This is a genomic window from Pantoea sp. DY-17, assembly GCF_019795975.1.
Classification (GTDB): Bacteria; Pseudomonadota; Gammaproteobacteria; order Enterobacterales; family Enterobacteriaceae; genus Pantoea; species Pantoea leporis.
In genome coordinates, this window is sequence record NZ_JAIMIG010000001.1 from 1,550,151 (window position 1) to 1,574,080 (window position 23,930).

At 57.6% G+C, this 23,930-nt stretch carries 16 protein-coding genes; 1 reads left to right on the forward strand and 15 read right to left on the reverse strand.

Annotated features, from left to right (window positions below; all coding sequences use genetic code 11):
- Window positions 1-50: 50 nt before the first annotated feature.
- The 14 genes from K5Y33_RS07370 to putP form a co-directional block, all read right to left on the reverse strand.
- Window positions 51-2,405: a type VI secretion system Vgr family protein gene (locus K5Y33_RS07370; RefSeq protein ID WP_222233600.1), complete on the reverse strand. Its 2,355-nt coding sequence runs from the start codon at window positions 2,403-2,405 to the stop codon at window positions 51-53.
- Window positions 2,398-5,019, reverse strand: a complete 2,622-nt coding sequence (gene tssH, locus K5Y33_RS07375; protein ID WP_222233601.1) for a type VI secretion system ATPase TssH — start codon at window positions 5,017-5,019, stop codon at window positions 2,398-2,400. The genes K5Y33_RS07370 and tssH overlap by 8 nt, the downstream gene beginning before the upstream one ends.
- Before the next feature lie 283 nt (window positions 5,020-5,302).
- The gene (gene hcp / locus K5Y33_RS07380) at window positions 5,303-5,794 is read right to left on the reverse strand and encodes a type VI secretion system effector Hcp (RefSeq protein WP_222233602.1); all 492 of its coding nucleotides are present in this window, start codon (window positions 5,792-5,794) and stop codon (window positions 5,303-5,305) included.
- A gap of 14 nt (window positions 5,795-5,808) precedes the next feature.
- Window positions 5,809-7,467: an OmpA family protein gene (locus tag K5Y33_RS07385; RefSeq protein WP_222233603.1), complete on the reverse strand. Its 1,659-nt coding sequence runs from the start codon at window positions 7,465-7,467 to the stop codon at window positions 5,809-5,811.
- Entirely contained in the window at window positions 7,467-8,150 is a 684-nt protein-coding gene (gene tssL / locus K5Y33_RS07390) for a type VI secretion system protein TssL, short form (protein ID WP_210081906.1), read from the reverse strand. Before tssL ends, K5Y33_RS07385 begins: the two co-directional genes overlap by 1 nt.
- The gene (gene tssK, locus K5Y33_RS07395; protein ID WP_222233604.1) at window positions 8,147-9,496 is read right to left on the reverse strand and encodes a type VI secretion system baseplate subunit TssK; all 1,350 of its coding nucleotides are present in this window, start codon (window positions 9,494-9,496) and stop codon (window positions 8,147-8,149) included. Before tssK ends, tssL begins: the two co-directional genes overlap by 4 nt.
- A 14-nt stretch (window positions 9,497-9,510) precedes the next feature.
- Window positions 9,511-11,058 carry a type VI secretion system contractile sheath large subunit gene (tssC, locus tag K5Y33_RS07400; protein ID WP_222233605.1) on the reverse strand — a complete coding sequence of 516 codons (1,548 nt, stop codon included), beginning with the start codon at window positions 11,056-11,058 and terminating at the stop codon, window positions 9,511-9,513.
- Between the two features lie 29 nt (window positions 11,059-11,087).
- A complete protein-coding gene (tssB, locus tag K5Y33_RS07405) occupies window positions 11,088-11,585 on the reverse strand; it encodes a type VI secretion system contractile sheath small subunit (protein ID WP_154157404.1) in 498 nt (165 codons plus the stop codon).
- A gap of 369 nt (window positions 11,586-11,954) precedes the next feature.
- Complete coding sequence (gene phoH, locus K5Y33_RS07410; protein WP_101764056.1) at window positions 11,955-12,743, reverse strand: phosphate starvation-inducible protein PhoH; 789 nt, start codon at window positions 12,741-12,743, stop codon at window positions 11,955-11,957.
- 72 nt (window positions 12,744-12,815) lie between these two features.
- Window positions 12,816-13,019, reverse strand: a complete 204-nt coding sequence (locus K5Y33_RS07415; protein WP_192233561.1) for a hypothetical protein — start codon at window positions 13,017-13,019, stop codon at window positions 12,816-12,818.
- Window positions 13,020-13,316: 297 nt separating this feature from the next.
- Window positions 13,317-14,594, reverse strand: a complete 1,278-nt coding sequence (gene efeB / locus K5Y33_RS07420; RefSeq protein WP_222233606.1) for an iron uptake transporter deferrochelatase/peroxidase subunit — start codon at window positions 14,592-14,594, stop codon at window positions 13,317-13,319.
- Window positions 14,595-14,596: 2 nt separating this feature from the next.
- On the reverse strand, window positions 14,597-15,712 hold the full coding sequence (gene efeO, locus K5Y33_RS07425) for an iron uptake system protein EfeO (protein ID WP_222233607.1): 1,116 nt from the start codon (window positions 15,710-15,712) through the stop codon (window positions 14,597-14,599).
- A 54-nt stretch (window positions 15,713-15,766) separates the two neighbouring features.
- Window positions 15,767-16,600: an iron uptake transporter permease EfeU gene (gene efeU / locus K5Y33_RS07430; RefSeq protein WP_222233608.1), complete on the reverse strand. Its 834-nt coding sequence runs from the start codon at window positions 16,598-16,600 to the stop codon at window positions 15,767-15,769.
- A gap of 208 nt (window positions 16,601-16,808) precedes the next feature.
- Window positions 16,809-18,293, reverse strand: coding sequence for a sodium/proline symporter PutP (putP, locus tag K5Y33_RS07435; RefSeq protein WP_192233556.1), 1,485 nt, complete (start codon window positions 18,291-18,293; stop codon window positions 16,809-16,811).
- A gap of 448 nt (window positions 18,294-18,741) precedes the next feature.
- Here putP and putA point away from each other — a divergent pair, with 448 nt between their 5' ends.
- On the forward strand, window positions 18,742-22,686 hold the full coding sequence (gene putA, locus K5Y33_RS07440; RefSeq protein ID WP_222233609.1) for a trifunctional transcriptional regulator/proline dehydrogenase/L-glutamate gamma-semialdehyde dehydrogenase: 3,945 nt from the start codon (window positions 18,742-18,744) through the stop codon (window positions 22,684-22,686).
- 70 nt (window positions 22,687-22,756) lie between these two features.
- Here putA and K5Y33_RS07445 read toward each other — a convergent pair whose 3' ends face one another.
- Window positions 22,757-23,839: an acyltransferase family protein gene (locus K5Y33_RS07445; RefSeq protein WP_222233610.1), complete on the reverse strand. Its 1,083-nt coding sequence runs from the start codon at window positions 23,837-23,839 to the stop codon at window positions 22,757-22,759.
- Window positions 23,840-23,930 lie beyond the last annotated feature (91 nt).

Here is a 23,930-nt window from a genome sequence, read left to right on the forward strand (position 1 = left end):
CCCTAACTTCAGATAAAAATTGTTGATGATAATTTTATAGTGCCTGGCAATTACTCATTGAAAGGTTTGCTGGTAATTTCGTTTAATATTTCAATCTCACTTAAACGAAAACCCGGTGCATCATAAGGCAAATCCGCCCCGCTCGCCGGTATCAGATACTGCGCCACGTTCATAATCATCGGCCCCTGCGAGCCGTGCTCGACGCCTTCGCCGCTCAGCTTCAGATACGAGCCGCCGCCGTTCAGCGTCAGCGTTTTTGGCGTGCTGATGACGATTTCATCTTCCGTGCTGGTTACCGTGATTTGCTGTGCGGCGTTGAACGTCATCGCATTGTGCTGTGCCTGCATCAGCACCTCGCCCTGATTGGCAATCATCGTCATCGCGCCGGTGTGGGCGAACAGGCCGAGCGCCTTTTCGGCGGCCAGCGAAAGGTTTTTCATCGCGCCGGCGTCAAGGTTGTGACCGGCATTCAGCAGGGTGTTCTGGCTGCTGGTCAGCTGCAGATGCTCGCCCGAGGTCAGCGCCACGCCGAGCGGCGCGCTCGCCAGCAGCGCGGCGGACTGCAGATTCTTCAGCCGGTCCGACAGCAGGTTCGCCTGCGCGTTAATGTCGCCGGTCAGCGCCCCGGCGGTTTCGGCAGCGTTGCTCAGCGCCGCCATCTGGTTGTTGGCATTCGATATCTGACCGACCGCCGCCGACATCTCCAGCACCTCGCCCTGCGCCTGCTGCTGGCCGTGTGAGCTCAGGAACAGGCCGCGCGCGGCGCGCACTGCGCCAAATTCATCGGTGCGCAGCTCAAAGCCGGTGCCGCGCTGTTTGCGCTGCGCGTCCACCAGATGCCCCATGTTAAGCTGGCTTTTGCCGTACTCGGTCGCCAGCTTGATGTGCTCCTGCTGGCGCAGGTCTTCCATGCGCAGCTTGTTGTTCGCGGGCGTGCGCAGCACGTTGCGGCTGTGGTTGTTGCGCGTAACGTGGTCGGGATGTTCGGAGTCGTGCTGCGCGTGGGCGATGTAAGGACGGTCCGGGTCGCCGCCGTCGAAGGCTATCGACACTTCGGTACCGTCCAGCAGCGGCGCGTGCCAGCCGTAGTCCGCGCCCGCGTAAGGTTTTGCCATGCGCACCAGCAGGTAGCCGTAGCCCGCCTCGCGGTCGCTGCGGTCAAAGTCCAGCCTCACGCGGTAGCGCCCGCTGCTGTCCAGCCACGCGTAGGTGTCGTTCTTTTCGATGCTTTCCACGCGCGCGGGCAGCGTGCCGGCAATCACCGGACGGCGCAGCGGCGCCGGACGCCAGCAGACGGTTTCGCTGTACGCCATACCGTCAAACGCCAGCATGAAGCTGCTGCTGCGCGAGCCGTGGCTGCGCACGCGGGTAATCAGCACGCCGTCCTGCAGTCCGTCCGGCAGCGCGCTGTGGCTCTCCAGCACCTGACCCGGCGTCAGCTGCGCGCGGTTGGTGGTGCCGCTGGCCTGCAGCTGGTCGCAAAGCAGTCGCTCATGATGCAGGCGGGCGAAGAACGCGCCTGACTCCAAGCTGCCGGCGTCACCTTCCGACAGAAACGGCTCGGCGTAGCGGTACGCTTCGCCGGTGGTGATGCCTTCGGCGCTGCTGATGCTTTGTGTACTATCCTGCGGCACCAGCGCCTCGCGGTAGTTGTAGTCGCGGGTGCTGACGCTGCCGGTCACCACGTTGTGACCGGTGTGAATATCAAGAATGCACTCCTGGCCGGTGTTGCTCAGGCCCGAAGCCGGGCGCAGCGGCAGCGAGGTGCCGAACTGATAGTGCTGCTGGGAGTCGTGGAATATCACCACGTCCTGCTCAAGGCGCGCGTCCATGTCGAAGCGCCAGAAAATCCCCACTTCGGCCAGCAACCGCTGGATGAACGCCAGGTCGGTTTCGCGCCACTGAGTGATAAGTTCGCGCTGCGGATACTCACGCGACAGGCCGAATTCAAAGTCCGGGCCTTCGAAGCCGTGCGAGCGCAACACCTGCTCCACCACTTCCGGTACCGACTGATTGAGGTAGATTTCGCTGCGATGAGTGTGACCGAGCATCGCCAGGCGCGGCACCAGCGTCAGCGCGTAGCGGGATTCATCCTTCGACGAGGAGATGCGGCGAAACGTCTGCACCACGCCAAACACTGTGCGTACCGGCGTGGCGGGCACGCAAGTGAACATCGGCACCTGGAAAGTGAACGAAGCCGGCTTCATCAGCAGCGACTCGCAGGCAATATCCGCGTTTTCGCAGGTCACGATGACGTCATAGCGCCACGTTTCGCTCAGCGCCTCTTCGGCCTGAAATCTCAGCACGTCCAGCGTCTCGTCGCAGCCGTGCACCTGCATCAGGTAGCGCGAATGGCCCAGCGTCTGCGCCGCCTTTTTAACCAGGGAAATGACCTCATCACTCATGGTTCACCTCATCAAACGCCAGCACGATGCCCTCTTCTTCCGTGCAGTCCATGGTCAGGTGCTGTGGATGATTGCCCGCCGCACGATGACTGAGGATTTGCTGGCTCAGCACCGGCAGAATTTGCTGATTCAGCAGGCTGTCGACGTTGCGCGCGCCGGTGTCGGGAAGCAGACAGGCGTCGGTGAGCATTTCATACAAACCATCGCCGATAGTGGTGCGGATGTCGTAATGACGCTGCAGACGTTTGCTGACCTGGCTGAGCTTCATCTCCACGATGATGCGCATCGCGTCGCGCGCCAGCGGGCGGTAAATCACCGTCTGGAAGCGCGCCAGCAGCGCGGGCTGGAAGTGATCGCGCAGGATCGGGCGCAGGCACTCCTGAAGGTCGGATTCGGCGGCATCTGGCATTTCCTCCAGCAGTTGCATTAATTGGTCGCTGCCAAGGTTCGATGTCATCAGAATTACCGTGTTGCGGAAGTCGATTTCGCGCCCTTCTCCGTCGCGCATAAAGCCACGGTCAAACACCTGGTAGAACAAATTGATGACGTCGCGGTGCGCCTTTTCCACCTCGTCGAGCAGCACCACGCTGTACGGACGCTTGCGCACCGCTTCGGTTAGGATGCCGCCCTGGCCGTAGCCGACGTAGCCCGGCGGCGAGCCTTTGAGCTGGGAAACCGTGTGCGCTTCCTGATATTCGCTGAGGTTGATGGTGATTAATGATTTCTCGCCGCCGTACAGCAAATCCGCCAGCGCCAGCGAGGTTTCGGTTTTGCCGGTGCCGCTGGTGCCGACCAGCAGGAACACGCCCTGCGGGCCGTTTTCGGAAGTCAGTCCGGTTTTCGAGGCGCGCAGGCGCTGGGCGATGGCGCTGAGCGCCGCATCCTGCCCGACCACGCGGGTGGCAAGCTGGTTTTCCAGCGCCAGCAGTTCGGCCTGCTCGTCCTTCATTAATGAGGAGAGCGGCACGCCGGTCCAGTCGGCAATCACGCCCGCTACGATGCGCGCGTCAACGTCGGCGGTAAGCAACGGCTCGCCGGGCTGCAGCGCGTCAAGGTCGGTCTGGAGCTGTGCGATGGCGCTGCGCTGGCTGGCGTCTTTGCGGCCTTCCAGCAACTCTTGCATCAGCGACTGCACGATGCCGTAGCGCTGCTCCAGCGCCTCCAGCTCTTCATCGGTTACCGCAATCAGGCTGACGATTTCTGCCAGCCGCTCCTGCGGGATGGCGCCGCCGAGCGCTTCATCGTCAAGGATGGCGCGCTGCTCAATGTTCAGCGCATCAAGCTTCGCTCTTAAGCGGGTTATCGCCTCCGGCGTGGTGTCCTGGCTCATACGCACGCGCGCGGCGGCGGTGTCGAGCAGGTCAACCGCCTTGTCAGGCAGCTGGCGGCCTGTAAGGTAGCGGCGCGATAGCGTGACGGCGGCGCGCACCGCCGCGTCGGTGATGTGTACGCCGTGATGGTCGGCGTAGCACGACTTGAGTCCGCGCAGCATCAGGCACGCGGTGTCGTCGTCCGGCTCGTCCACTTTCACCATCTGGAAGCGGCGCTCCAGCGCGGCGTCCTTCTCAAAATACTGTTTGTACTCGCTCCACGTGGTGGCCGCGATGGTGCGCAGTTCGCCGCGCGCCAGCGCCGGTTTCAGCAGGTTGGCCGCGTCCGCGCCGCCCGCTGCGTTGCCCGCGCCGATAATGGTGTGCGCCTCGTCGATAAACAGCAGCACCGGGTTCGGCGCGTTTTGTACCTCGGTGATGATGTTCTTCAGGCGCTGCTCGAACTCGCCTTTTACGCCCGCGCCCGCCTGCAGCATGCCGAGGTCAAGCGTGTGCACGCTCACCGGCTTCATGCTGTCCGGCACGTTGCCCTCGGCAATGCGCAGCGCCAGCCCTTCGACCAGCGCGGTTTTACCGACGCCCGGCTCGCCAACCAGAATCGGGTTGTTCTTACGGCGGCGCGACAGGATATCCACCATCTGACGGATTTCGTTGTCGCGGCCAAATACCGGGTCGATTTTGCCGCTGCGCGCGTCAGCGGTGACGTCGCGGGTAAAACGCGTAAGGGCTTCGGTTGATGGGACTTTGGTCTCACCTGCGGCGGTTGGTTGCTCGATAGTACTGACCGGCATCTCCGGCTGCTCCGCTTCCGCACGCTCGTCGGACTGCGCTTCCAGCATCGGCTGTAAACGCTCAAGCTGGCTCATGCGAAGGCTCAGCAGCGGCCAGAGACCTTCGCAGCGCACCAGCGACGGCTGTTCGGCCAGCGCCATCAGCAGATGGATACTACGGATTTGCGGATTGTTGTCAGATGCGGAGGCCATCAGCCACGCCTGCTTCAGCAGCGCTTCAAGAGAAGCTGAAAGCTGCGGCCGCCCACGCACCGCGCGCGGCTGGCGGTCAAGAAACACCAGCAGGTCCTGCCAGATGGCATCCATATCCCACTCGTAGCGACGCGCAATTACCGTGATGTCGCCCTCGCCCTGCTCCAGCAACTTGAGGAGCCAGTGTTCCGGCTGGATTTCAGCGTGCGCACGGGTCTGGCACAGCGACGCAGCGGCTTCCAGCGCCTGCGCACAGAACGGATTGAGGCGACGCAGAAGCGCGGCTGACTGACTGTCCATAGAAAATTCTCCTGATTGGGGGCACGCTACCGCCCGTCGCCGTGTACCGAAGCGCATAAGGTCAGCAGGTCTGAGGTGGAAATGACTTGTGGTTTCACCCTGAAGAGATGAATTCATAAATCATCTGCCAGGCTGCAAAAAACAGCCCGGCGGAGGGATTACGCTAAATAGTTCGTGTCGCAGGAAGGCGGCAAGCGAGTGCAGCCCCGGGAGCTTACATAAGTAAGTGACCGGGGTGCGCGAGCGCAGCCAACGCACCTGCGGCGCGAAATATGACGCGTAATCAGGCTGTGGCGCGTTCGTTCCACGAATCCGAGTGAATGATGTTGCCGTCTTTGTAGGTCCAGGTGATTTTTTCGTAGCGCAGCTCAATCTGCTCCAGATGGTTGTGCTTCTCTTTGGACGGATCTTTAACGTCGTGCATGATTGGATTGACCTTCACCACCTTCACGTTCTCCAGTTTGGTGTTGAAGTACTCGACTTCCTGACCGGCGTCATTGATGCGATACCATTTGAATTCGGCAGATTTCAGCGTCTGACCCGTAGTGACCGCTTTGTAGAGGTACGGGCTGGAAGAATCGATCTCTTTAGTGAACAGGAACGGCGTGTGAATGCGCGTGCCGGTCAGTTTGCCCGTGTTGTTGTCGGTCGGGATGTAGAGGTTGTGTTGCTGCGCCACCACTTCGATGCTGCCTTCGCGATCCTTCACATCAACAGAACCCTTGATGTCCGCGCCGCCGTCGTCCTTCAGCCAGAGATAAACAGGAATTGCCATTGGGATTTCTCCTTTCAGTTTTCAGAACCGTCATCATCCTGTGATGACGGCAAGGTTGTGTCCGGCACGTTGCAGGCATCAGCCTGCGGTACCAGACTGATTTCGACGCGACGATTGAGCGCACGCCCTTCCGCCGTGTCGTTACTCTCAATCGGGCGGCTCTCGCCATAACCCTGTACTGCAAAACAACTTTCCGGCACGTCACCGGTATCACGCATCCAGTCACGCACCGCTTCCGCACGCTTTAGCGACAGCGTCTGGTTCAGCGGTGGATTGCCGGTGTTATCGGTATGCCCACTGACCACGATCAACCAACCCGGACGCGCTTTAATGCCCACCAGCGAATTCACCAGGAAACGGGTTGAACCCTCTTTCAGTGCAAATTTGCCGGAGTCGAACAGCGACATGCTGTCGAGACGTATGATTTTCGGTACAGGCTTGGGCTTGGGTGCCGGTTGCGGAACATAACTGTCGATGGCCTGTTGCAGTGCCAGCCACAGTCGCGCGCCGGGATAAAGACCGAGGCCATAGCGCAGTGGCTCGCCCTGACGATGCCAGCGCTCCAATAACAGCGCCTGCTGCTGCAATGAGGCAAGTGAAGAAGCTTTAGCGGCATAGCTGTCCATCGGAATAGCGTGCCAGCGTTGCAATGCATAGCCAGTCTGCTCAATCAGCTTGCGATTGTTATTAGTTGAACAGGCCAGCGCCACCAGCGCACAAAACAGCAGTACCAGCATCACGCGACGCGCGGTTCTGCCGCCCTGAACCTGCACGATCAGAGGCGTCAGTACGGCGAACAGAGGATCGGCAAAGGTTGTAGCGGGTTGTGATGCAGGCGTTTCAGGCGTAAACATCATTACCGCATGGCGTTGCAGGTACTCTTGCCAGAGCGAACTTCCAGCACCTACGGCACTGCCGCAGCGCAGGGAAACCGCCACAGGCGATACCGCCGGACTGAGCCGATCGGTTTTTTGCAGTTCGTCGAGCAGTGTTTCACCCAGAAAACGCCAAGCGTGACGGATAATCGGGATGCAGAGGATATTGTTGCCCTGACGCTGCCAGTCGTCTAACGCCAGCTGATTGCCATCAGCATCCGTCAGCGTGGCTTCATCGTCACGCACCAGAATCCATGGCGTAGCGGGCCCGGAAAACTGGCATTGCAGCGTTACCGGCAGAACCAGCCCGGTCAATTCGGTCACGGCGCGCAGTTGCTGGCGCAGTGCTTTCAGCTGGGCGCGCAACTCACCTTCATCCAGCTCCTCGTCGGCAATACAGCTGAACGTCACCGACATGCGGCCCGCCTGCGACGGCGAGTGATCCCAGATTTGCTCAACGGTACTGCGCAAGTCCTCAATCTTTTCAGCCCGATGCAAACTGCCCTGCGCGGTGACTTTAACCTTTTCATCGGCAAAAAAATCGTCCCGCCCGTTGCCATACACCAGCACAATCGGCCCTTCAGCAGCAGCAGCCAAAAGCGTTGAACTGGATGCGGAGGCGCTGGCGTAGCGTTTGTGCAGCGGCCACAGCACGGCAGCGGTTGCCAGCACCATTACCAGGGAAATCAGCCATTTCACCGGCAGCGTCAGCGCGATAAAACACCACAGCAGCCATAGCAGCGCGATGACGCACAGCGCCGTCGGTGCCAGCACGGATAAGGTGAAAGAGCGGCGCATCAGGAACGCAGCTCCGGCAGCTGTGACGCCAGCAGCGCCTGTAACCACAGATGTCCACCCCACCACGCCAGCAGCGTGGCAGCCAGAGCGATCCCTGCCCAAAACCAGGCTGAACGGAACAGGCTGTAATGACGCAACCTGCGCTTGTGCACCACCAGTGAAACAGCGGGATCCAGCGGCTGTACGCGTTCGTTCAGTGCAACCAGCGCTTCTTCACGCTGTTTCGGATTGACGTTTGCCGCGCCGAACATGCCCTGGAAGCCCAGCGACAGCACGCGGTGATAGCAGGTGAGCACGGCCATCAACGGCGTGGGCTGACGCAATACTTCCGCAATGCGATCCCACAAGGCTTCACCGGCACGCAGCGAGCCAAAGAAGTGCGCCTGTAGCGGAACCGCGCGCCATTCACGCTGTGCACCGGCGGTGTCATCATTGTTGCCGGTTTCACCCGGTTTGCGGCTCAGCACCACCTCATCCAGCAATGCACACTGCGCGTAACTGATATGGCCGATGCTTTCCTCGTCGACGTTGGCGGCTTTCAGTGTTTCACGCACTTTTTCCACCTGCGTCAGACAATTGCGATACAGCGCTTTGCCATCCGGAATGACAGCCGCATGCTTCAGCATCGCTACCGTCAGCCAGGTTTCTGCCATCAGTTCGTCGATATCAATGTCATTTTTCATGAGCGCAGCACCGCGAAGAGTTCAAGTTCCAGTTCACCCAGCAGCGCCGGGATGTAGAACAGGCAGACACCCTGATCGAGCATTTCACGTGAGGCGGCGCACTCCATATCCAACGCGAAGTACTGGTTTTCCAGACGCACCGGCAGCGCCGCAGGAACGCGGTTGACGGCGATGAGTGGAATGCCGTCCAGCGCAATACTGGAAATGGCGTTGACGTTATCTGGCGACCCGGCTTTGCACAGCGTCGGGAAGCGTTCGGCAATCTGCCAGGCTGGCACATCTGAACGCACCGACAGATAGAAATCGGCGTCCTCACGCAGGCGCATGTCATGCAGCAAGGCTTTCCACGTCTGTCCATCCGGGCGCGACATATCCAGCGCAATCACGCGCGACGGCAGGCTGGCTTCCAGCAGACCGGCAATCAGGTCAAACAGCGGCGGGAAGCTCTGTGCCGGATCTTCATGCTGATAACCTGGAATAGCGTCAACATCGTGATCCAGTGAGAACGTCATGATGCTGCCAGCAAGACGTGCCAGCTCAGCCCACACTTGTTCTGGGTGGCGCGCCGGGAACCGTTCAAACTCGGAAAGCACACGTGCGTGAGAATTCAGCGCGTTAAGCAGCCAGAACAGCGAAACGTCGGCCACGGCAAAATCGGCCAGACGTTCGTTGCTCTCACGACGCATCGCCATCAAACGCTGGCGACGTGAACGTAACTGGCGATTCAGTAGCACCAGACGTTCACGTAGCGCATGACTGGAAGAGAACAGTGCCAGCGGCGGAATAAACGCCGGATCAATGCGCCAGCCGCCCTGCCCGTCGCTGATTAGACGGCACAGCGGGCAGGTTTCCCAGGCATCGTTGTTCTCATGCTGATAGCGCAGCGCAAGATTAAAGCGCGCCACGGCAATTGACTCTTCTTCCGGCCCGAAAGCATCCTGAACGTTGACCCATTCCTGGCGATAACGCTGCGGACGCTCCGGCGTCGCCTCGGTTTCGCAGACGTTGCCGCCGCCCGCCTGCATCAGCGGTAGCGCCAGCAACAGCGTGATGCTGTCTTTGCCTGAAATCGCATCTGAACGCAGGTCACGCGGCGCGGGTGCAACATCACTTTGACGGGTATCGATTAACGTGCCGTCCGGCAGCCAGAGGCGCAGCATTTGTACCACTGCGCGACCTGATGCCAGCTGCGTTTCATCGAATTCAACCTGCTCAACGCCCCATGGAAATGGCGATGTCAGCGCAGCAAGGCCAGCATTGGTAAACGCTTCCCATGCAGACTGCTGCTGGAACTGCTGAGGGGACAGCAATGCCCCCTCGTTCCACAGTGGACGATAAATTTTCATCCCTGAGTTCCGCCTTACGCTTTAGCTTTCGGCATCTGCGACACCAGCGACAGGTTCACGTCCATGCCTTCCACCTGGAAGTGCGGGATGGCGAACAGCTTAACGTGGAAGAAGCCCGGGTTGTCCTCGATATCTTCCACCAGCACTTTCGCATCGCGCAGCGGATGTGAAGACTGCAGCTCGTCGCCCGGATCGGTCATCTCGGTCACCAGCGTGCGCACCCAGGTATTCAGCTCCAGCTCCAGCAGGCGGCGGTCTTTGGTGGTACCGATGTTTTCGCGCTGAATAAGCTTCAGGTAGTGCGCGATGCGCGACAGCAGGAAGATGTACGGCAGACGCGCGTTGATGCGGCTGTTGGCGGTGGCATCAGCGGTGTCGTAGATCGCCGGTTTCTGCGTCGAGTTGGCCGAGAAGAAGCAGGCGTAATCGCGGTTCTTGTAGTACGAAAGCGGGATGAAGCCGAGGTTGGCGAACTCGAATTCGCGGGTTTCCGGGATCATCACTTCGGACGGGATTTTCACCTGGTTGCCGGTGCCCAAATCGTACAGATGGATCGGCAAATCCTGCACCGCACCACCGGCCTGCGGGCCGCGAATTTGCACACACCAGCCGTTGCTTATAAAGCTCTGCACCATGTTGGCGGCGAAGGCGAACGAGGCATTGGTCCACAGGTATTTGTCGTGATCCGGACCTTTCACTTCTTCGATGTAGTTGAAGCTGCGCACCGGCACGGTGTCCGGGCCGTACGGCAGACGACCGAGTACGCGCGGCATGGTCAGGCCGATGTAGCGCGAGTCGTCGGTGTCGCGGAACGACTTCCACTTGATGTATTCGGCGCGGTCAAAGTAGTTACCGATGTCTTTGATCGCCGCCACTTCTTCCATCGACTCTTTGAGGAAAAACTGCGGGCCGACCGAGCCGATAAACGGCATGTGCGCAGAGGCCGCCACTTTCGACAGGTTGCGCAGCAGCGCCACGTCCTGCGCCGAGGCATCAAACTCATAGGCAGAAATCACCGCGCCAATCGGCTCGCCGCCCGGCGTGTCGTATTCGGCGACGTAGGTTTGCAGATAGAGACCGCTTTGAATGATTTCCGGCGCGTCTTCAAAGTCCTGACGTAGGTCGTCTTTCGACACGTCCAGCACTTCGATTTTCACGTTCTGGCGGAAGTCGGTTTTATCCACCAGCGACTTCAGGCCGCGCCACGCCGACTCCACCTTCTGGAATTCGTCGTGGTGCATCACCGCATCGAGCTGGCGGCTGATCTGGCGGTCCAGCTCGGCGATGTGGTGATCCAGCAGATTTTTATCCAGCTTCTCTACTTTCGCACCGCTGATTTTCAGACGCGTCAGGAACACCTGCATCGCGGCGGTGACGCGCTCGTCGGCGGTGGCATCAGACATCGCCTGATTGTCCTGCCAGACGTTGAGATCACTCAGCTCTGACACCGGGTTGAGGTTGATTTTTTCAAACAGCGAAGCGTAGACGCCGCCCGCAGCCGGGCGATCCAGCACGGTGGTTGCACCATTGGCATGAGTTTCATTCTGAACTGACATCAGCATTCTCTCTCTATAGTCCGTTACGGGGATGATCAGGCTTGATCGGTGGCTAACGCAGACAGCTCGCTGCGCAGTTCATCGCTGAGTGCCGGATCTTTCAGGATGGCTTCCAGCTCTTTGCGGAAGGTGACGTTATCCAGCAGGTTGGATTTGAGGTCGCGCAGCAGATTGCGCATCGCCAGCATGGCGCGCAGCTGAGGGATTTGGCGGGCAACCTGCTCCGGTTCGAAGTCCTTCATGTCGCGGAAGTTAAGCGCCACGTTCTCTTCGCTGCCGTCGCCGGCCAGGGTGTTTGGCACGGCAAATGACACCGCTGGCGCGATATCGGCCAGCACGCTGTTGAAGTTATTTTTGTTGACGTTGATTTTTTCGCGTTCAGACAGCGGGCGGTCTTCCGCGCCGTTACTGAAATCGCCGGTCACCAGCAATTTGAGAGGGAGCTCGGTTTTCTTCGCCGCTCCACCGGTGTGCAGGTCTAGCTTGAGGTTGATACGGGCTTTAGGGATTTCATTCTGGTAAGAGTTGCTCATGTTTACTCCTTGTAAAAATGGCGCGGAAAGCACGCGTAGGCACACCTTCCCTGTGTGTTACCGCGCGAATATATAGCTGGAATTTTAGGAAGGCAATAAAGCGAGATGATCTTTGCGGTCTGATTTATATAGGAAATTTCTTATGATTTGAGTTAAGCCCCTGATGAACCCTGATAAAGTGACTAGGATTGTTCTTAAAATTATTTTTGACCGGAAGTGCCATTTATCACCAAAAATACTTTTACAGGTATCAATAATACAATGGCGCTAATTGTTACCGCAGGGGGATGGTGTCGAGCCGAGGGGGGACACAATAAAAAAACCCGGCGCGCGCCGGGTTTTACTTAAGCTACATTCTCAATCAAACGGTTAACTGTAAGCGTGCAGCGTGCGTTGGCACAGCGCTGAACGGACGCAATCCTCTTTGCCGAAACGCACCACGCCGATCATCTCATCCTCTTCGAAGCGCGCTAACGCATCGGCAAGGCCAGACCTGGCGTGGGATGGCAGGTCGCACTGGGTAATATCGCCGTTGACGATAACCGTCACGTTTTCCCCCAGGCGAGTCAGGAACATCTTCATCTGTGCGGCGGTGACGTTTTGTGCCTCATCAAGGATCACCACCGCATTTTCAAAGGTACGTCCACGCATGTAGGCGAAGGGCGCGATCTCTACCTTGGCAATTTCGGGCCGCAGGCAGTATTGCATAAAGGAAGCGCCGAGACGTTTAACCAGAACGTCATAGACCGGTCGGAAATAAGGCGCGAATTTCTCGGAAATATCTCCGGGGAGGAAACCGAGATCTTCATCCGCCTGCAGCACCGGGCGCGTTACGATAATCCTTTCGATATCCTTATTGATCAGGGCCTCAGCCGCTTTGGCTGCGCTAATCCAGGTTTTTCCGCAGCCGGCTTCACCGGTGGCGAAAATAAGCTGTTTCGTTTCTATGGCATGGAGATAGTGTGCCTGAGCTTCATTTCTGGCTTCAATCGGCCCGCGGTCACGTGCATCACGTGCCATACCAATCGAATCCAACCCACCCATTTGCACCAGCGAAGTGACCGATTCTTCTTCACGCTGACGGTGACTGCGAGAGTCGCTACGAATAACGCGTCTTGCTTCACGACGTGCTTTGATCACTGCTTTCTGTCTTCCCATAGTGGCACCTTACAGTTGGTTTCATTTATCGCGGCGGATCACCCGCGGCGATGACTTGAACGCTTTAGAGGTTTAGTTGGCTTCCTTGTAAGCCGTGTCGAGCCAGTGAGAATGGTGTGCATCAGCGCCGAGACGCAGGCGCGCACCGGTAAAGAAAATGAGATTGAACAAGAACGATGTTTGAAAAATAGCGAGGTTGCGTTGGAGGGAAGAAATCCCCCGCAGTGGACTGCGTGTGGTGAAACTATTTAACTGTCCCAAAGAGAGACGAATCATGCGCGAACTCCAGTGGCTTAGCCACACAACTGACAACGCTTATGAATAAAGTGCATCATATTTGCGGTGGTTTGCAACATTATTTTTACGTAGCAGTAAAGAAAAAAAGATAAGCGAAGCCTAAGGTCTTTTACCTTAAATTAAATTTCTCATATTTATCATATAGATGATTTATTAACGGGTAACATAACTTTTTAAGAACATTCGGAAGTGATTACTTCCAGCGGAAAGTTTAAGGAATACTTAACAAATGCGCCTGCGAAGAGGTGACCATCGCAGGCGCTGCACATTTATTAATCAGGCCTGCAATAAAGGTTGCCCGAGATAATGGTTTTTATCCGCCACGCCCGGCAGCGCGAAAAAGTATCCGCCGCCAATCGGGCGAATATATTCTTCCAGCGCTTCGCCATTGAGACGCTGCTGTACGGTAATAAAGCCCTTGGTTAAATCATGCTGGTAGCAAACAAACAATAACCCCATATCCAGCTGGCCCGATCCGGTAATACCGCTGGAATAGCTGTAACCGCGCCGCAGCATCAAGCTGCTGTCGGTTTCCGGCGTGCGTGGATTGGCGAGACGAATATGCGCATCCAGCGCGATAAAATCACCATCCGGATCTTGGCTGTAATCCGGTACGTCATGCTCGTTTTTCATACCCAGCGGCGCGCCTGATAACTTCTCACGACCGAAGATGGTTTGCTGCTCGCCGAGCGGCGTACGGTCCCACATTTCTACGTGAAAACGGATGATACGCACCGCCTGATAGCTGCCGCCGTGCGTCCACGCCGGTTCCTGCTGTTCGTGCGTGACCCACAAGAGTTGATCCATCAATGCCGGATTATGCGTATCGGGATTAGCGGTACCATCTTTGAAACCCAGCAGGTTGATCGGCGTTTCTTTGCCGTTGCTGCGCGCCGCGTGGTCGGCAATAAAACCGTCGCGACGCCAGCGCACCGCCAGCAGATCGGGTGTGCATTTAATGATGTCGCGCAGCGCGTGAATCACCGTATCCTGGGTGTTGGCGCAAATCTGGAGCAGCAGGTCGCCATGGCACTGTTCCGCATCCAGCGAATCGTTGGGAAAACGCGTCATGGTTTGCAGCTGCGCAGGCTTGTGTTTGCTTAAGCCGAAGCGCTCATCAAACAGCGAGGTGCCAACCGATAACGTCATGGTGAGATTGTCGGGCGCGATATCGGCACCGAGAATCCCCGAATCCATTGGCGGCAGCTGCGGATTGGTGACCGCCGGCGCCGGTCCACCTTGCGTGAGAAAAGCGAAGCGATCGGTTAGCAAGCGGAACAGACGTTCAAGCTCGGCTTTGTCGCTCGCCAGCACCTCAAACGCCACCAGCATCATGGATGCCTGCTGCGGCGTGACGATACCGGCCTGATGGGCGCCGTAAAAAGGTTGCGCCTGTTGGCGCGAGTTGGGTGCAACCGTGCCGGGAGAGAAGCTATCGGCGGCTGCGGTATGGAACGGACAACCGCCGCCGAGGGCGGCTGCGCCACCCAACATGCCTAATCCCTGCAATAATCGACGACGCGACGGCTGCGCCGCGTCATTTTTATCACTCATGATCAGTCGAGACCCAAGGTTCCACGCAGCAGTGAGAGATCTTCCGCCAGCGTGGTAATCGGGCCTTTCAGCGCGTTACGGTCAGAGGTGGTCAGTTTTTCGTACGATTCAAAGCCATCTTTGGTGCGATATTTGCTGAGAATGCCGTCGACTTTCCTGAAGTTAGCATCCACTTTCGCCAGCAGCTGCGGGTTGTTTTTCTGCAGCAGCGGACGCAGCAGATCAACGATTTTCTGCGCGCCATCGATGTTGGCCTGGAAGTCGGAGAGATCGGTACGGCTGTAACGATCCTCTTCACCAGAGATCTTGCTGGAGGCCACTTCTTCAATCAGACCGGCCGCGCCGCCAACCACTTTCGCCGGTGGGAACGCCAGTTCGCTGATGCGGGTTTGCAGATCCAGCACGTCCTGATTTAGCCTGGTGGCGAACGCTTCGGCACCTTTGGTGGTGTTATCGGCGAACAGGATTTTTTCCAGACGGTGGAAACCGGTGAATTTCGGATCTTCATTTTTCTTCTCGAAGTCATCTTCACGCGCATCAATGCTGCCATCCAGATCGGAGAACAGCTCAGCAATAGGTTCAATACGCTCGTAATGCACGCGCGTAGGTGCGAATAGCGCTTTGGCTTTCTCAATGTCGCCGGCTTTCACCGCATCGGTAAACGCTTTGGTGCCCGCTACCAGCTCTTTCACTTCATTCATCACGTAGACTTTGTAGTCGGCGATCGGGCCAACCAGCTCCAGCACATCCGGTTTACCGTTTGCCGCTTTCTTCGCATCGCCGCTCACCACCAGCTTGCCTTTCGGGTTGCTGAGCAGGCCGCAGGTCATGTCATATTCGCCCGCTTCCAGATTGGCGGTGAGTTTCTGGCTGAAGCCCGGCGCGATGTTCTCACGCTCTTCCACCACCATCACCCCTTTCAGGATCTCCCACTCCAGCGCTTTCTGGCTGTTGTTTTTGATGATGAACTGGGTTTTACCGGCCTGCACGTTGAGCGACATCGGCTCACATTGTTTGTCCGTCACGGTGAGCGTGACTTGCGGGACGGCAGCAGTAGCCGCACCGGAAAGCGCCAGCATAGCAACCAACAGCGCCTTGCGGCGGAAGCGAATCGTCATAGTGATATCCCTGTTACATGGAAGAACAGGCGCGCAATCGCGCCTGATTAAATTTCAGCGTGTGGTACGTGCCGCGTTGACTGCAGGCCGGGCCGGGAAGAAAAACAGCAGCAGCGCCGGGGTGAGATAGGCAAGCCACACCGCCACTTCGCTGACGCTTGGCGTTTCCTGGTAACCTAAAATCCCTTCCAAAAGCGTGCCGAACACCGAGTGCGTTGAGAGCGTGTTGCTCATATCAAACGCCACATCCTGGAAGTGATTCCACAAACCGGCCTCATGGAAGGCGCGAATGGCGCCGGCGGACAAACCCGCTGCGACAAACAGAATGAACAAACTGGTCCAGCGGAAAAAGTGCGCCAGGTTCAGGCGAATGCCGCCGTAATAGAGCAAAAAGCCCAGCGCCACGGCGGTTGCGAGGCCGAGCACCGCGCCGAGCGGCGGCGCATAACCCACATCTTGCGTGAACGCGGCCAGCAGGAAGAACACCGATTCCAGCCCTTCACGCGCTACCGCCAGAAACACCATCAGCACCAGCGGGAAGCCGCTGCTGCCCTGCTTCTGCAACGCCTGATCGACCGATTTTTCCAGCGTGGCTTTGATATTGCGCGAAACTTTGCGCATCCAGAACACCATCGACGTCAGGATCACCACGGCAATCACCGCGACAATGCCTTCGAACAGCTCCTGCTGTTTCTGAGGAAACTCACCGGTAGTTTCATTAATAAAGATGCCCAACGCTAAGCAGAGCGCGGCAGCGATAAATACGCCGGCCCACATGGCGGGAAACCATTGGGTACGCTGAGTGCGTTTGAGATAGCTGGCAATCAGGCTGACGATGAGCGCTGCTTCCAGACCTTCGCGCAGCATAATGAGAAAGGGAACGAACATCACCAACCTCTTGAATTTTAAGAAGGGTAAACCTTAGGTAAAAAAACGTAAAGTGCGAACGATAGTGATTATCATTACTGAAGAGAGAAATACAAGTCACTGCAGGAAATTAATTTTGTTTTGCGGATAGGGGAGCGGGTTTTAGAGGGTGCGCATTTCCGCGCACCTGGGGGTTCATCAAACACGTCGCCATCAATGGCGATAGAGGTTACTTGCTGTGGTATTGGGCTTCGGCGGCGGCAAAGCGCTGCTGTGCCGCTTCTGATGGGCCGCGACCCAGCAAGCTAAATACCACAATCGCGATACTGGCGAACGCGAAGCCTGGGATGATTTCATACAGCTCGGCGTAGCCATAATCTTTCCACAGCAATACGGTCAGCGCGCCAATCACCATACCGGCCAACGCGCCGTTGCGCGTCATGCGTTTCCAGCACACGCCGAACAGCACCACCGGACCAAAGGCGGCACCGAAGCCAGCCCACGCATAGCTCACCAGACCTAACACGCGGTTTTCCGGGTTGGCAGCCAACGCGATAGCAATCAAGGCAATCAGCAGCACCATCAAGCGCCCTACCCACACCAGCTCTTTCTGGCTGGCGTTTTTACGCAGGAAGCCTTTATAGAGATCTTCGGTCAGGGCGCTGGAGCACACCAGCAGCTGGCAGCTTAAGGTCGACATCACCGCGGCGAGAATCGCTGAGAGCAAGATACCGGCAATCCACGGATTGAACAGAATACGCGCCAGTTCGATAAAGATACGCTCGCCGTTCTGGCTTACGCCCGCCGCCTGATCGGGATGGTTCTCGAAGTAGGCGATACCAAAGAAGCCTACCGCCACAGCGCCACCCAGGCACAGGATCATCCAAATCATACCGATACGACGCGCGCTGCGGATGGTGTGATGCGAATCGGCCGCCATAAAGCGCGCCAGAATATGCGGCTGCCCAAAGTAGCCAAGTCCCCAACCGAGCAGCGAAATCACCGCGACAAAGTTCAGCCCTTTCAGCATATCGAGGTTTTCGAGGCTCTTCGCCCTGATCACCGCCAGTGAATCATCCAGGCCGCCGACGGCGACAATCACGATAACTGGCGTCAGAATCAGCGCAAATATCATCAGGCTGGCCTGCACGGTATCGGTCCAGCTCACCGCAAGGAAACCGCCCACCAGCGTGTAGAGAATGGTGGCAGCGGCACCTGCCCACAGCGCGGTCTGGTAATCCATACCAAAGGTACTTTCAAACAGACGCGCACCGGCAACCACGCCAGACGCACAATAGATAGTGAAGAAGATCAGAATCACCACCGCCGAGATAACGCGCAGCAGTTTGCTGTTATCTTCGAAACGGCTGGAGAAGAAGTCTGGCAGGGTTAACGCATTATCGTGATGCTCGGTCTGTACACGCAGACGGCCCGCCACGATGCGCCAGTTCAGCCAGGCACCGATGATCAGGCCGATGGCGATCCAACTTTCGGAGATCCCGGACAGGAAGATGGCGCCCGGCAGGCCCATCAATAACCAGCCGCTCATATCGGAAGCGCCCGCAGAGAGCGCGGTCACGACGCTCCCTAAACTGCGCCCGCCGAGAATATAGTCGTCGAAGCTTTTGGTTGATCGCCAGGCGATAAAACCAATTAGCACCATCCCAAGGATATACACTACAAAGGTCACCAACATCGGTGTACTTACACTCATGAGTCTCTCCACTTATTATTTGATCCATCAAGAGAAATCTTTTTGATCAGCGCTGTCGGAACGGGACAGCAGCCTGGTTTCACCGCATCCAGAGAAAGCGATTTCTCTTAAGGCGCGGTATCCTGCCGCAAAGGGTCGGCGCGCACAATGCATTTAACACAGCTGTTACACCGGTTTCACCTTCCTTCGCTTTTTTAATGCCAGCAGGTTGCGCCTGCTCACAGTTTGAGTTGCACCTCATCGGGTTCAGGAACCGTCTTGTTGCTGGCGGTTGCAACATTGGCGAGTTTCTTGCAGCAATTTTCATGCCGCATTTAACGATTTAACACTTTCGGCGGTTCAAAGCGTGCAACCGAGGTCACATTTAACCTGGTTGCACAAAGTTGCAACATAGGTGATATTGCTGCCACGCAAGCGTTGAATCACTACTTTTGAGGACGAGGACATCATGGGAACGACTACCATGGGGGTGAAGCTGGATGAAGCCACCCGCGATCGCATTAAACTGGCGGCGCAGAAGCTTGACCGCACATCACACTGGCTGATCAAGCAGGCCATTTTTAATTATCTGGAGCAGTTGGAAGCCGGTGAATACGTGCCGGAAATTCCGCAGTTGCTGATTGATGCCGCCGGTGATGAAAGCGTGCCCGACGAGGCGCTGCAGCCTTTCCTCGACTTCGCCGAACATATTTTACCGCAGTCAGTCAGCCGCTCAGCGATCACCGCCGCATGGCGTCGTCCGGAAACGGATGCGGTGCCAATGCTGCTGGAACAAGCGCGTCTCCCTGCCCCGCTGGCCGAGAAAACCCATCAGCTGGCTTACAGCCTTGCCGATAAATTGCGGCACCAGAAAGGTGCAACCGGCCGCGCCGGCATGGTGCAAAGCTTGCTGCAGGAGTTCTCGCTCTCCTCGCAGGAAGGCGTGGCGCTGATGTGTCTGGCGGAAGCGCTGCTGCGTATTCCGGATAAGCCGACGCGTGATGCGTTAATCCGTGACAAAATCAGCAATGGCAACTGGCAATCGCATCTTGGCCGCAGCCCGTCGATGTTTGTTAACGCCGCCACCTGGGGCTTGCTGTTTACCGGCCGTCTGGTCTCTACCCATAACGAGGCTAATCTGTCGCGCTCGCTTAATCGCATCATCGGTAAAAGCGGCGAACCGCTGATCCGTAAAGGCGTGGACATGGCGATGCGCCTGATGGGCGAGCAGTTTGTTACGGGTGAAACCATCGCCGAAGCGCTGGCCAATGCGCGCAAGCTGGAAGATAAAGGGTTCCGTTACTCATACGACATGCTGGGCGAAGCGGCGCTGACCGCCAGCGATGCCAAAGCCTATTTGGTTTCTTACCAGCAGGCGATTCACGCCATCGGCAAAGCGTCGAACGGTCGCGGTATTTATGAAGGTCCGGGCATCTCCATCAAACTGTCAGCGCTGCATCCGCGCTACAGCCGCGCGCAGTATGAGCGCGTGATGGACGAACTCTACCCGATCCTCAAATCCCTGACGCTGCTGGCGCGCTCGTATGACATTGGTATTAACATCGATGCGGAAGAAGCCGATCGCCTTGAGCTGTCGCTCGATCTGCTAGAAAAACTTTGCTTTGAACCGGAGCTGGAAGGCTGGAACGGCATCGGCTTTGTGATTCAGGCGTATCAGAAGCGCTGTCCGTTCGTGATTGATTCGCTGATTGATTTGGCGCAGCGCAGCCGTCGCCGTCTGATGATTCGCCTGGTAAAAGGCGCGTATTGGGACAGCGAAATCAAACGCGCGCAGATTGAAGGTCTGGAAGGCTATCCGGTCTATACCCGCAAGGTGTACACCGACATCTCTTATCTGGCATGCGCGCGCAAACTGCTCGCGGTGCCGAACCTGATCTATCCGCAGTTTGCTACCCACAACGCGCACACGCTGGCGGCGATCTACCAGCTGGCGGGCAATAACTATTATCCAGGCCAGTACGAATTCCAGTGCCTGCACGGCATGGGTGAACCGCTGTATGAGCAGGTTGTCGGTAAAGTGGCCGATGGCAAACTGAACCGACCGTGTCGTATTTATGCGCCGGTTGGTACCCATGAAACGCTGCTGGCGTATCTGGTGCGTCGTCTGCTGGAGAACGGTGCCAATACCTCCTTCGTTAACCGCATCGCTGATAACACCTTGCCGCTGGATGAGCTGGTCGCCGATCCGGTGGCCGCCGTGGAGAAGATGGGCGTCGCGGAAGGCGCGATTGGTTTACCGCATCCTAAAATCCCGCTGCCGCGCGATCTGTATGGCGCCAAGCGCGCTAACTCTGCCGGTCTGGATATGGCCAACGAACATCGTCTGGCGTCGCTCTCCAGTGCCCTGCTCAACAGCGCCAGCCAGCCGTGGATTGCCCAGCCGCTGGTAGAAGGTGAATTGGGCGAAGGCGTCAGCCGCCCGGTGCTTAACCCTTCTGCACCAACAGATGTGGTGGGCAGCGTGCGTGAAGCTACCGAAGCCGAAGTCTCGGCTGCACTGGATGCGGCAGTCAATGCCGGTCCAATCTGGTTCGCGACGCCACCGCAGGAGCGTGCCGCGATTCTGGAGCGTGCCGCCGAAGCAATGGAAGGCCAGATGCAGCAGCTGATTGGCCTGCTGGTGCGTGAAGCCGGTAAAACCTACAACAACGCCATCGCCGAAGTGCGTGAAGCGGTTGATTTCCTCTACTACTACGCGGGCATGGTGCGCGACGATTTCGATAACGAAACCCATCGTCCGCTTGGTCCGGTGGTGTGCATTAGCCCGTGGAATTTCCCGCTGGCGATCTTTACCGGACAAGTTGCCGCAGCGCTGGCGGCGGGTAACAGCGTGCTGGCAAAACCGGCGGAGCAAACGCCGCTGATTGCCGCGCAGGCGGTGCACATCCTGCTGGATGCCGGCGTACCGGCTGGCGTGCTGCAACTGCTGCCGGGCCAGGGCGAAACCGTGGGTGCGCAACTGACCGGCGACGAGCGCGTGCGCGGTGTGATGTTCACCGGTTCAACCGCGGTGGCGACATTGCTGCAGCGTAATCTGGCCGGTCGTCTCGATCCTCAGGGCCGTCCGACGCCGCTGATTGCCGAAACCGGCGGCATGAACGCGATGATCGTGGATTCCTCAGCGCTGACCGAACAGGTGGTGGTGGATATCGTGGCTTCGGCCTTTGATAGTGCCGGTCAACGCTGCTCGGCGCTGCGTCTGCTGTGCGTGCAGGACGATGTGGCCGATCACACGCTGAAAATGCTACGCGGTGCGATGGCCGAGTGCCGCATGGGCAACCCGGAACGTCTCTCGACCGACATTGGTCCGGTAATCGATGCCGAAGCGAAAGCCAACATCGAACGTCACATTCAGGCGCTGCGCAATAAGGGCTTCAACGTCTATCAGGCGGCGCAGGAGAATCCGCAGGACAGCAAAGAGTGGAACAGCGGCACCTTTATCAAGCCGACGCTGATCGAGCTGGATCAGGTAAGCGATCTGGATAAAGAGGTGTTTGGACCAGTGCTGCACGTGGTGCGTTTCTCGCGCAATAACTTGCCGCAGCTGGTTGAGCAGATTAACGCGTCGGGTTACGGCCTGACGCTCGGCGTGCATACCCGCATCGATGAAACCATCGCGCAGGTTACGGCGAGCGCTAAAGTCGGCAACCTGTATGTAAACCGCAATATGGTTGGTGCGGTCGTTGGCGTGCAGCCGTTCGGCGGCGAAGGCTTGTCGGGCACCGGTCCAAAAGCCGGTGGTCCGCTCTATCTCTATCGCCTGCTGGCCAACCGTCCAGATGGCGCGCTGCGTATCACCTTTGATCGTCAGGATGCCGAGCGCCCGGTGGATAGCACGGTGCGTGCCGAGCTGATGCTTGCGCATCAGGCATTGCAGCAGTGGGCGCAGGATAAGCCTGAGCTGCTGGCGCTGTGTCAGCGTTACGACGAGCTGGCGCAGGCCGGTACGGTGCGTCTGCTGCCGGGCCCAACCGGCGAGCGCAATACCTTCACCCTGCTGCCGCGCGAACATGTGCTGTGCATCGCCGATAACGCAGAAGACGCGCTGACGCAACTGGCGGCGGTGACCAGCGTCGGCAGTCAGGCCATCTGGCAGGATGATGAGCTGCATCGTGCGCTGCGTACGTCTTTGCCTGCTGCAGTGCAAGCGCACGTCAAGCTGGTGAAGGATGCGCTGGCGGCGGAGTTTGATGCGGTGATTTATCACGGTGATGCCGATCAGCTGCGCAGCCTGTGTGAGCAGGTCGCGGCACGCGATGGCGCGATTGTCTCGGTGCAGGGCTTCGCCCGCGGCGAAACCAATCTGCTGCTGGAGCGTTTGCTCATTGAGCGTTCACTGAGCGTCAATACCGCCGCTGCGGGCGGTAATGCGAGTTTGATGACCATCGGTTAAGACGCGCAATAAAGTGCGCCGCTACAGTCAGTGCATGATTTGGTAGCGGCGCGATTCATCGCGTGAATTTTCAGGCCGCAGACTTATTCCGCTTCAACCCGATCAGCGTTGGAAACACAAACAGCGACTGCCCCAATCCACGATTCGTCACCTGCCACACCGCCACCGAACACAGCGAACAGATGCCAACAATCGCCAGCGGATAGAAACAGGCCCACAGAATGGAGAACCATGCTTGCTCAAACAGGTGATGGCGCTGGGCGAACAGAATCGCAGACATACCGAAGAACTCAATGAAGATGCGGTGAATCACGTAAATTTGCAGCGTGTTGCGCCCAACCCAATTCAAATAACTCATCTTGAAACGCGCGTTCAGCCAGCGACACGCCGCCACGCTTCCCAGCACCGCAAGGATGCACAGGAACAGGCTCTTATCCAGACCAAAGATGATATGCAGACCCGAGACCGCCGCCAATATCGCCCACGGCACAATGTTGTCACGACGCCATTCACTGAGACGCAGCATCATCGGGCTCCAGAATGCCCCCAGCAGGAAGAACAGGAAATACTGCGCCACACTTTGTGGCCCCCAATACGGAATGATCTTCTCCACCGCCAGATAGTTGAGCGCAATCGCCACCACCAGCAACGCCACTTTCTGCTGTTTAAAGATCTTGGCGCACAGGAAATAGAGCGCCAGGCCGTAGAGATACCACGAGGTGCTCATGGCGAGGAATGTCAGCTTTAAGAACTCCAGCAGCGAACCGGCATACGCCGCGTTGAGGTTCTGTGAAATACGCTGCCCGGTGATCTCGGTGGAGATGCCAACAATCGACCACCACTGAATAAAGCCCCACAAAATATAGAGATAAAACAGGTTGGTGATGCGACTGGTAAACACCTGTTTCCACGGCCGATTTAAAATACCGTTAGTAGCTAATAAGCCCGAAACAAAGAAAAACGCCGGCATACGCAGCGGCGATAATACGGTATTAAACTGCACCCATATTTCTGCCGGGAGCCAACCTGCCGTCAATAATTTCACCGTGCCTTCGAATCCAGGTAATACGGTGTGATACAACACCACCAGTAATATGCAGGCTCCCTTGAGGGTATTTATCCATGCGATATCTTCTTTCCTGGCGTTATTCATATGATGACTCCCGCTGCTGTTGCTGTGTAGGTCTTAAAGAAGAAGGATGAGGAAATAAGCGTTGTAGCATTTATGATTATTAAACGATTAT

Bases quoted from the DNA above. Each gene is read 5' to 3' on its own strand.
- K5Y33_RS07370 (WP_222233600.1), bottom strand. From the start codon at position 2,405: ATGAGTGATGAGGTCATTTCCCTGGTTAAAAAGGCGGCGCAGACGCTG.
- tssH (WP_222233601.1), bottom strand. From the start codon at position 5,019: ATGGACAGTCAGTCAGCCGCGCTTCTGCGTCGCCTCAATCCGTTCTGT.
- hcp (WP_222233602.1), bottom strand. From the start codon at position 5,794: ATGGCAATTCCTGTTTATCTCTGGCTGAAGGACGACGGCGGCGCGGAC.
- K5Y33_RS07385 (WP_222233603.1), bottom strand. From the start codon at position 7,467: ATGCGCCGCTCTTTCACCTTATCCGTGCTGGCACCGACGGCGCTGTGC.
- tssL (WP_210081906.1), bottom strand. From the start codon at position 8,150: ATGAAAAATGACATTGATATCGACGAACTGATGGCAGAAACCTGGCTG.
- tssK (WP_222233604.1), bottom strand. From the start codon at position 9,496: ATGAAAATTTATCGTCCACTGTGGAACGAGGGGGCATTGCTGTCCCCT.
- tssC (WP_222233605.1), bottom strand. From the start codon at position 11,058: ATGCTGATGTCAGTTCAGAATGAAACTCATGCCAATGGTGCAACCACC.
- tssB (WP_154157404.1), bottom strand. From the start codon at position 11,585: ATGAGCAACTCTTACCAGAATGAAATCCCTAAAGCCCGTATCAACCTC.
- phoH (WP_101764056.1), bottom strand. From the start codon at position 12,743: ATGGGAAGACAGAAAGCAGTGATCAAAGCACGTCGTGAAGCAAGACGC.
- K5Y33_RS07415 (WP_192233561.1), bottom strand. From the start codon at position 13,019: ATGATTCGTCTCTCTTTGGGACAGTTAAATAGTTTCACCACACGCAGT.
- efeB (WP_222233606.1), bottom strand. From the start codon at position 14,594: ATGAGTGATAAAAATGACGCGGCGCAGCCGTCGCGTCGTCGATTATTG.
- efeO (WP_222233607.1), bottom strand. From the start codon at position 15,712: ATGACGATTCGCTTCCGCCGCAAGGCGCTGTTGGTTGCTATGCTGGCG.
- efeU (WP_222233608.1), bottom strand. From the start codon at position 16,600: ATGTTCGTTCCCTTTCTCATTATGCTGCGCGAAGGTCTGGAAGCAGCG.
- putP (WP_192233556.1), bottom strand. From the start codon at position 18,293: ATGAGTGTAAGTACACCGATGTTGGTGACCTTTGTAGTGTATATCCTT.
- putA (WP_222233609.1), top strand. From the start codon at position 18,742: ATGGGAACGACTACCATGGGGGTGAAGCTGGATGAAGCCACCCGCGAT.
- K5Y33_RS07445 (WP_222233610.1), bottom strand. From the start codon at position 23,839: ATGAATAACGCCAGGAAAGAAGATATCGCATGGATAAATACCCTCAAG.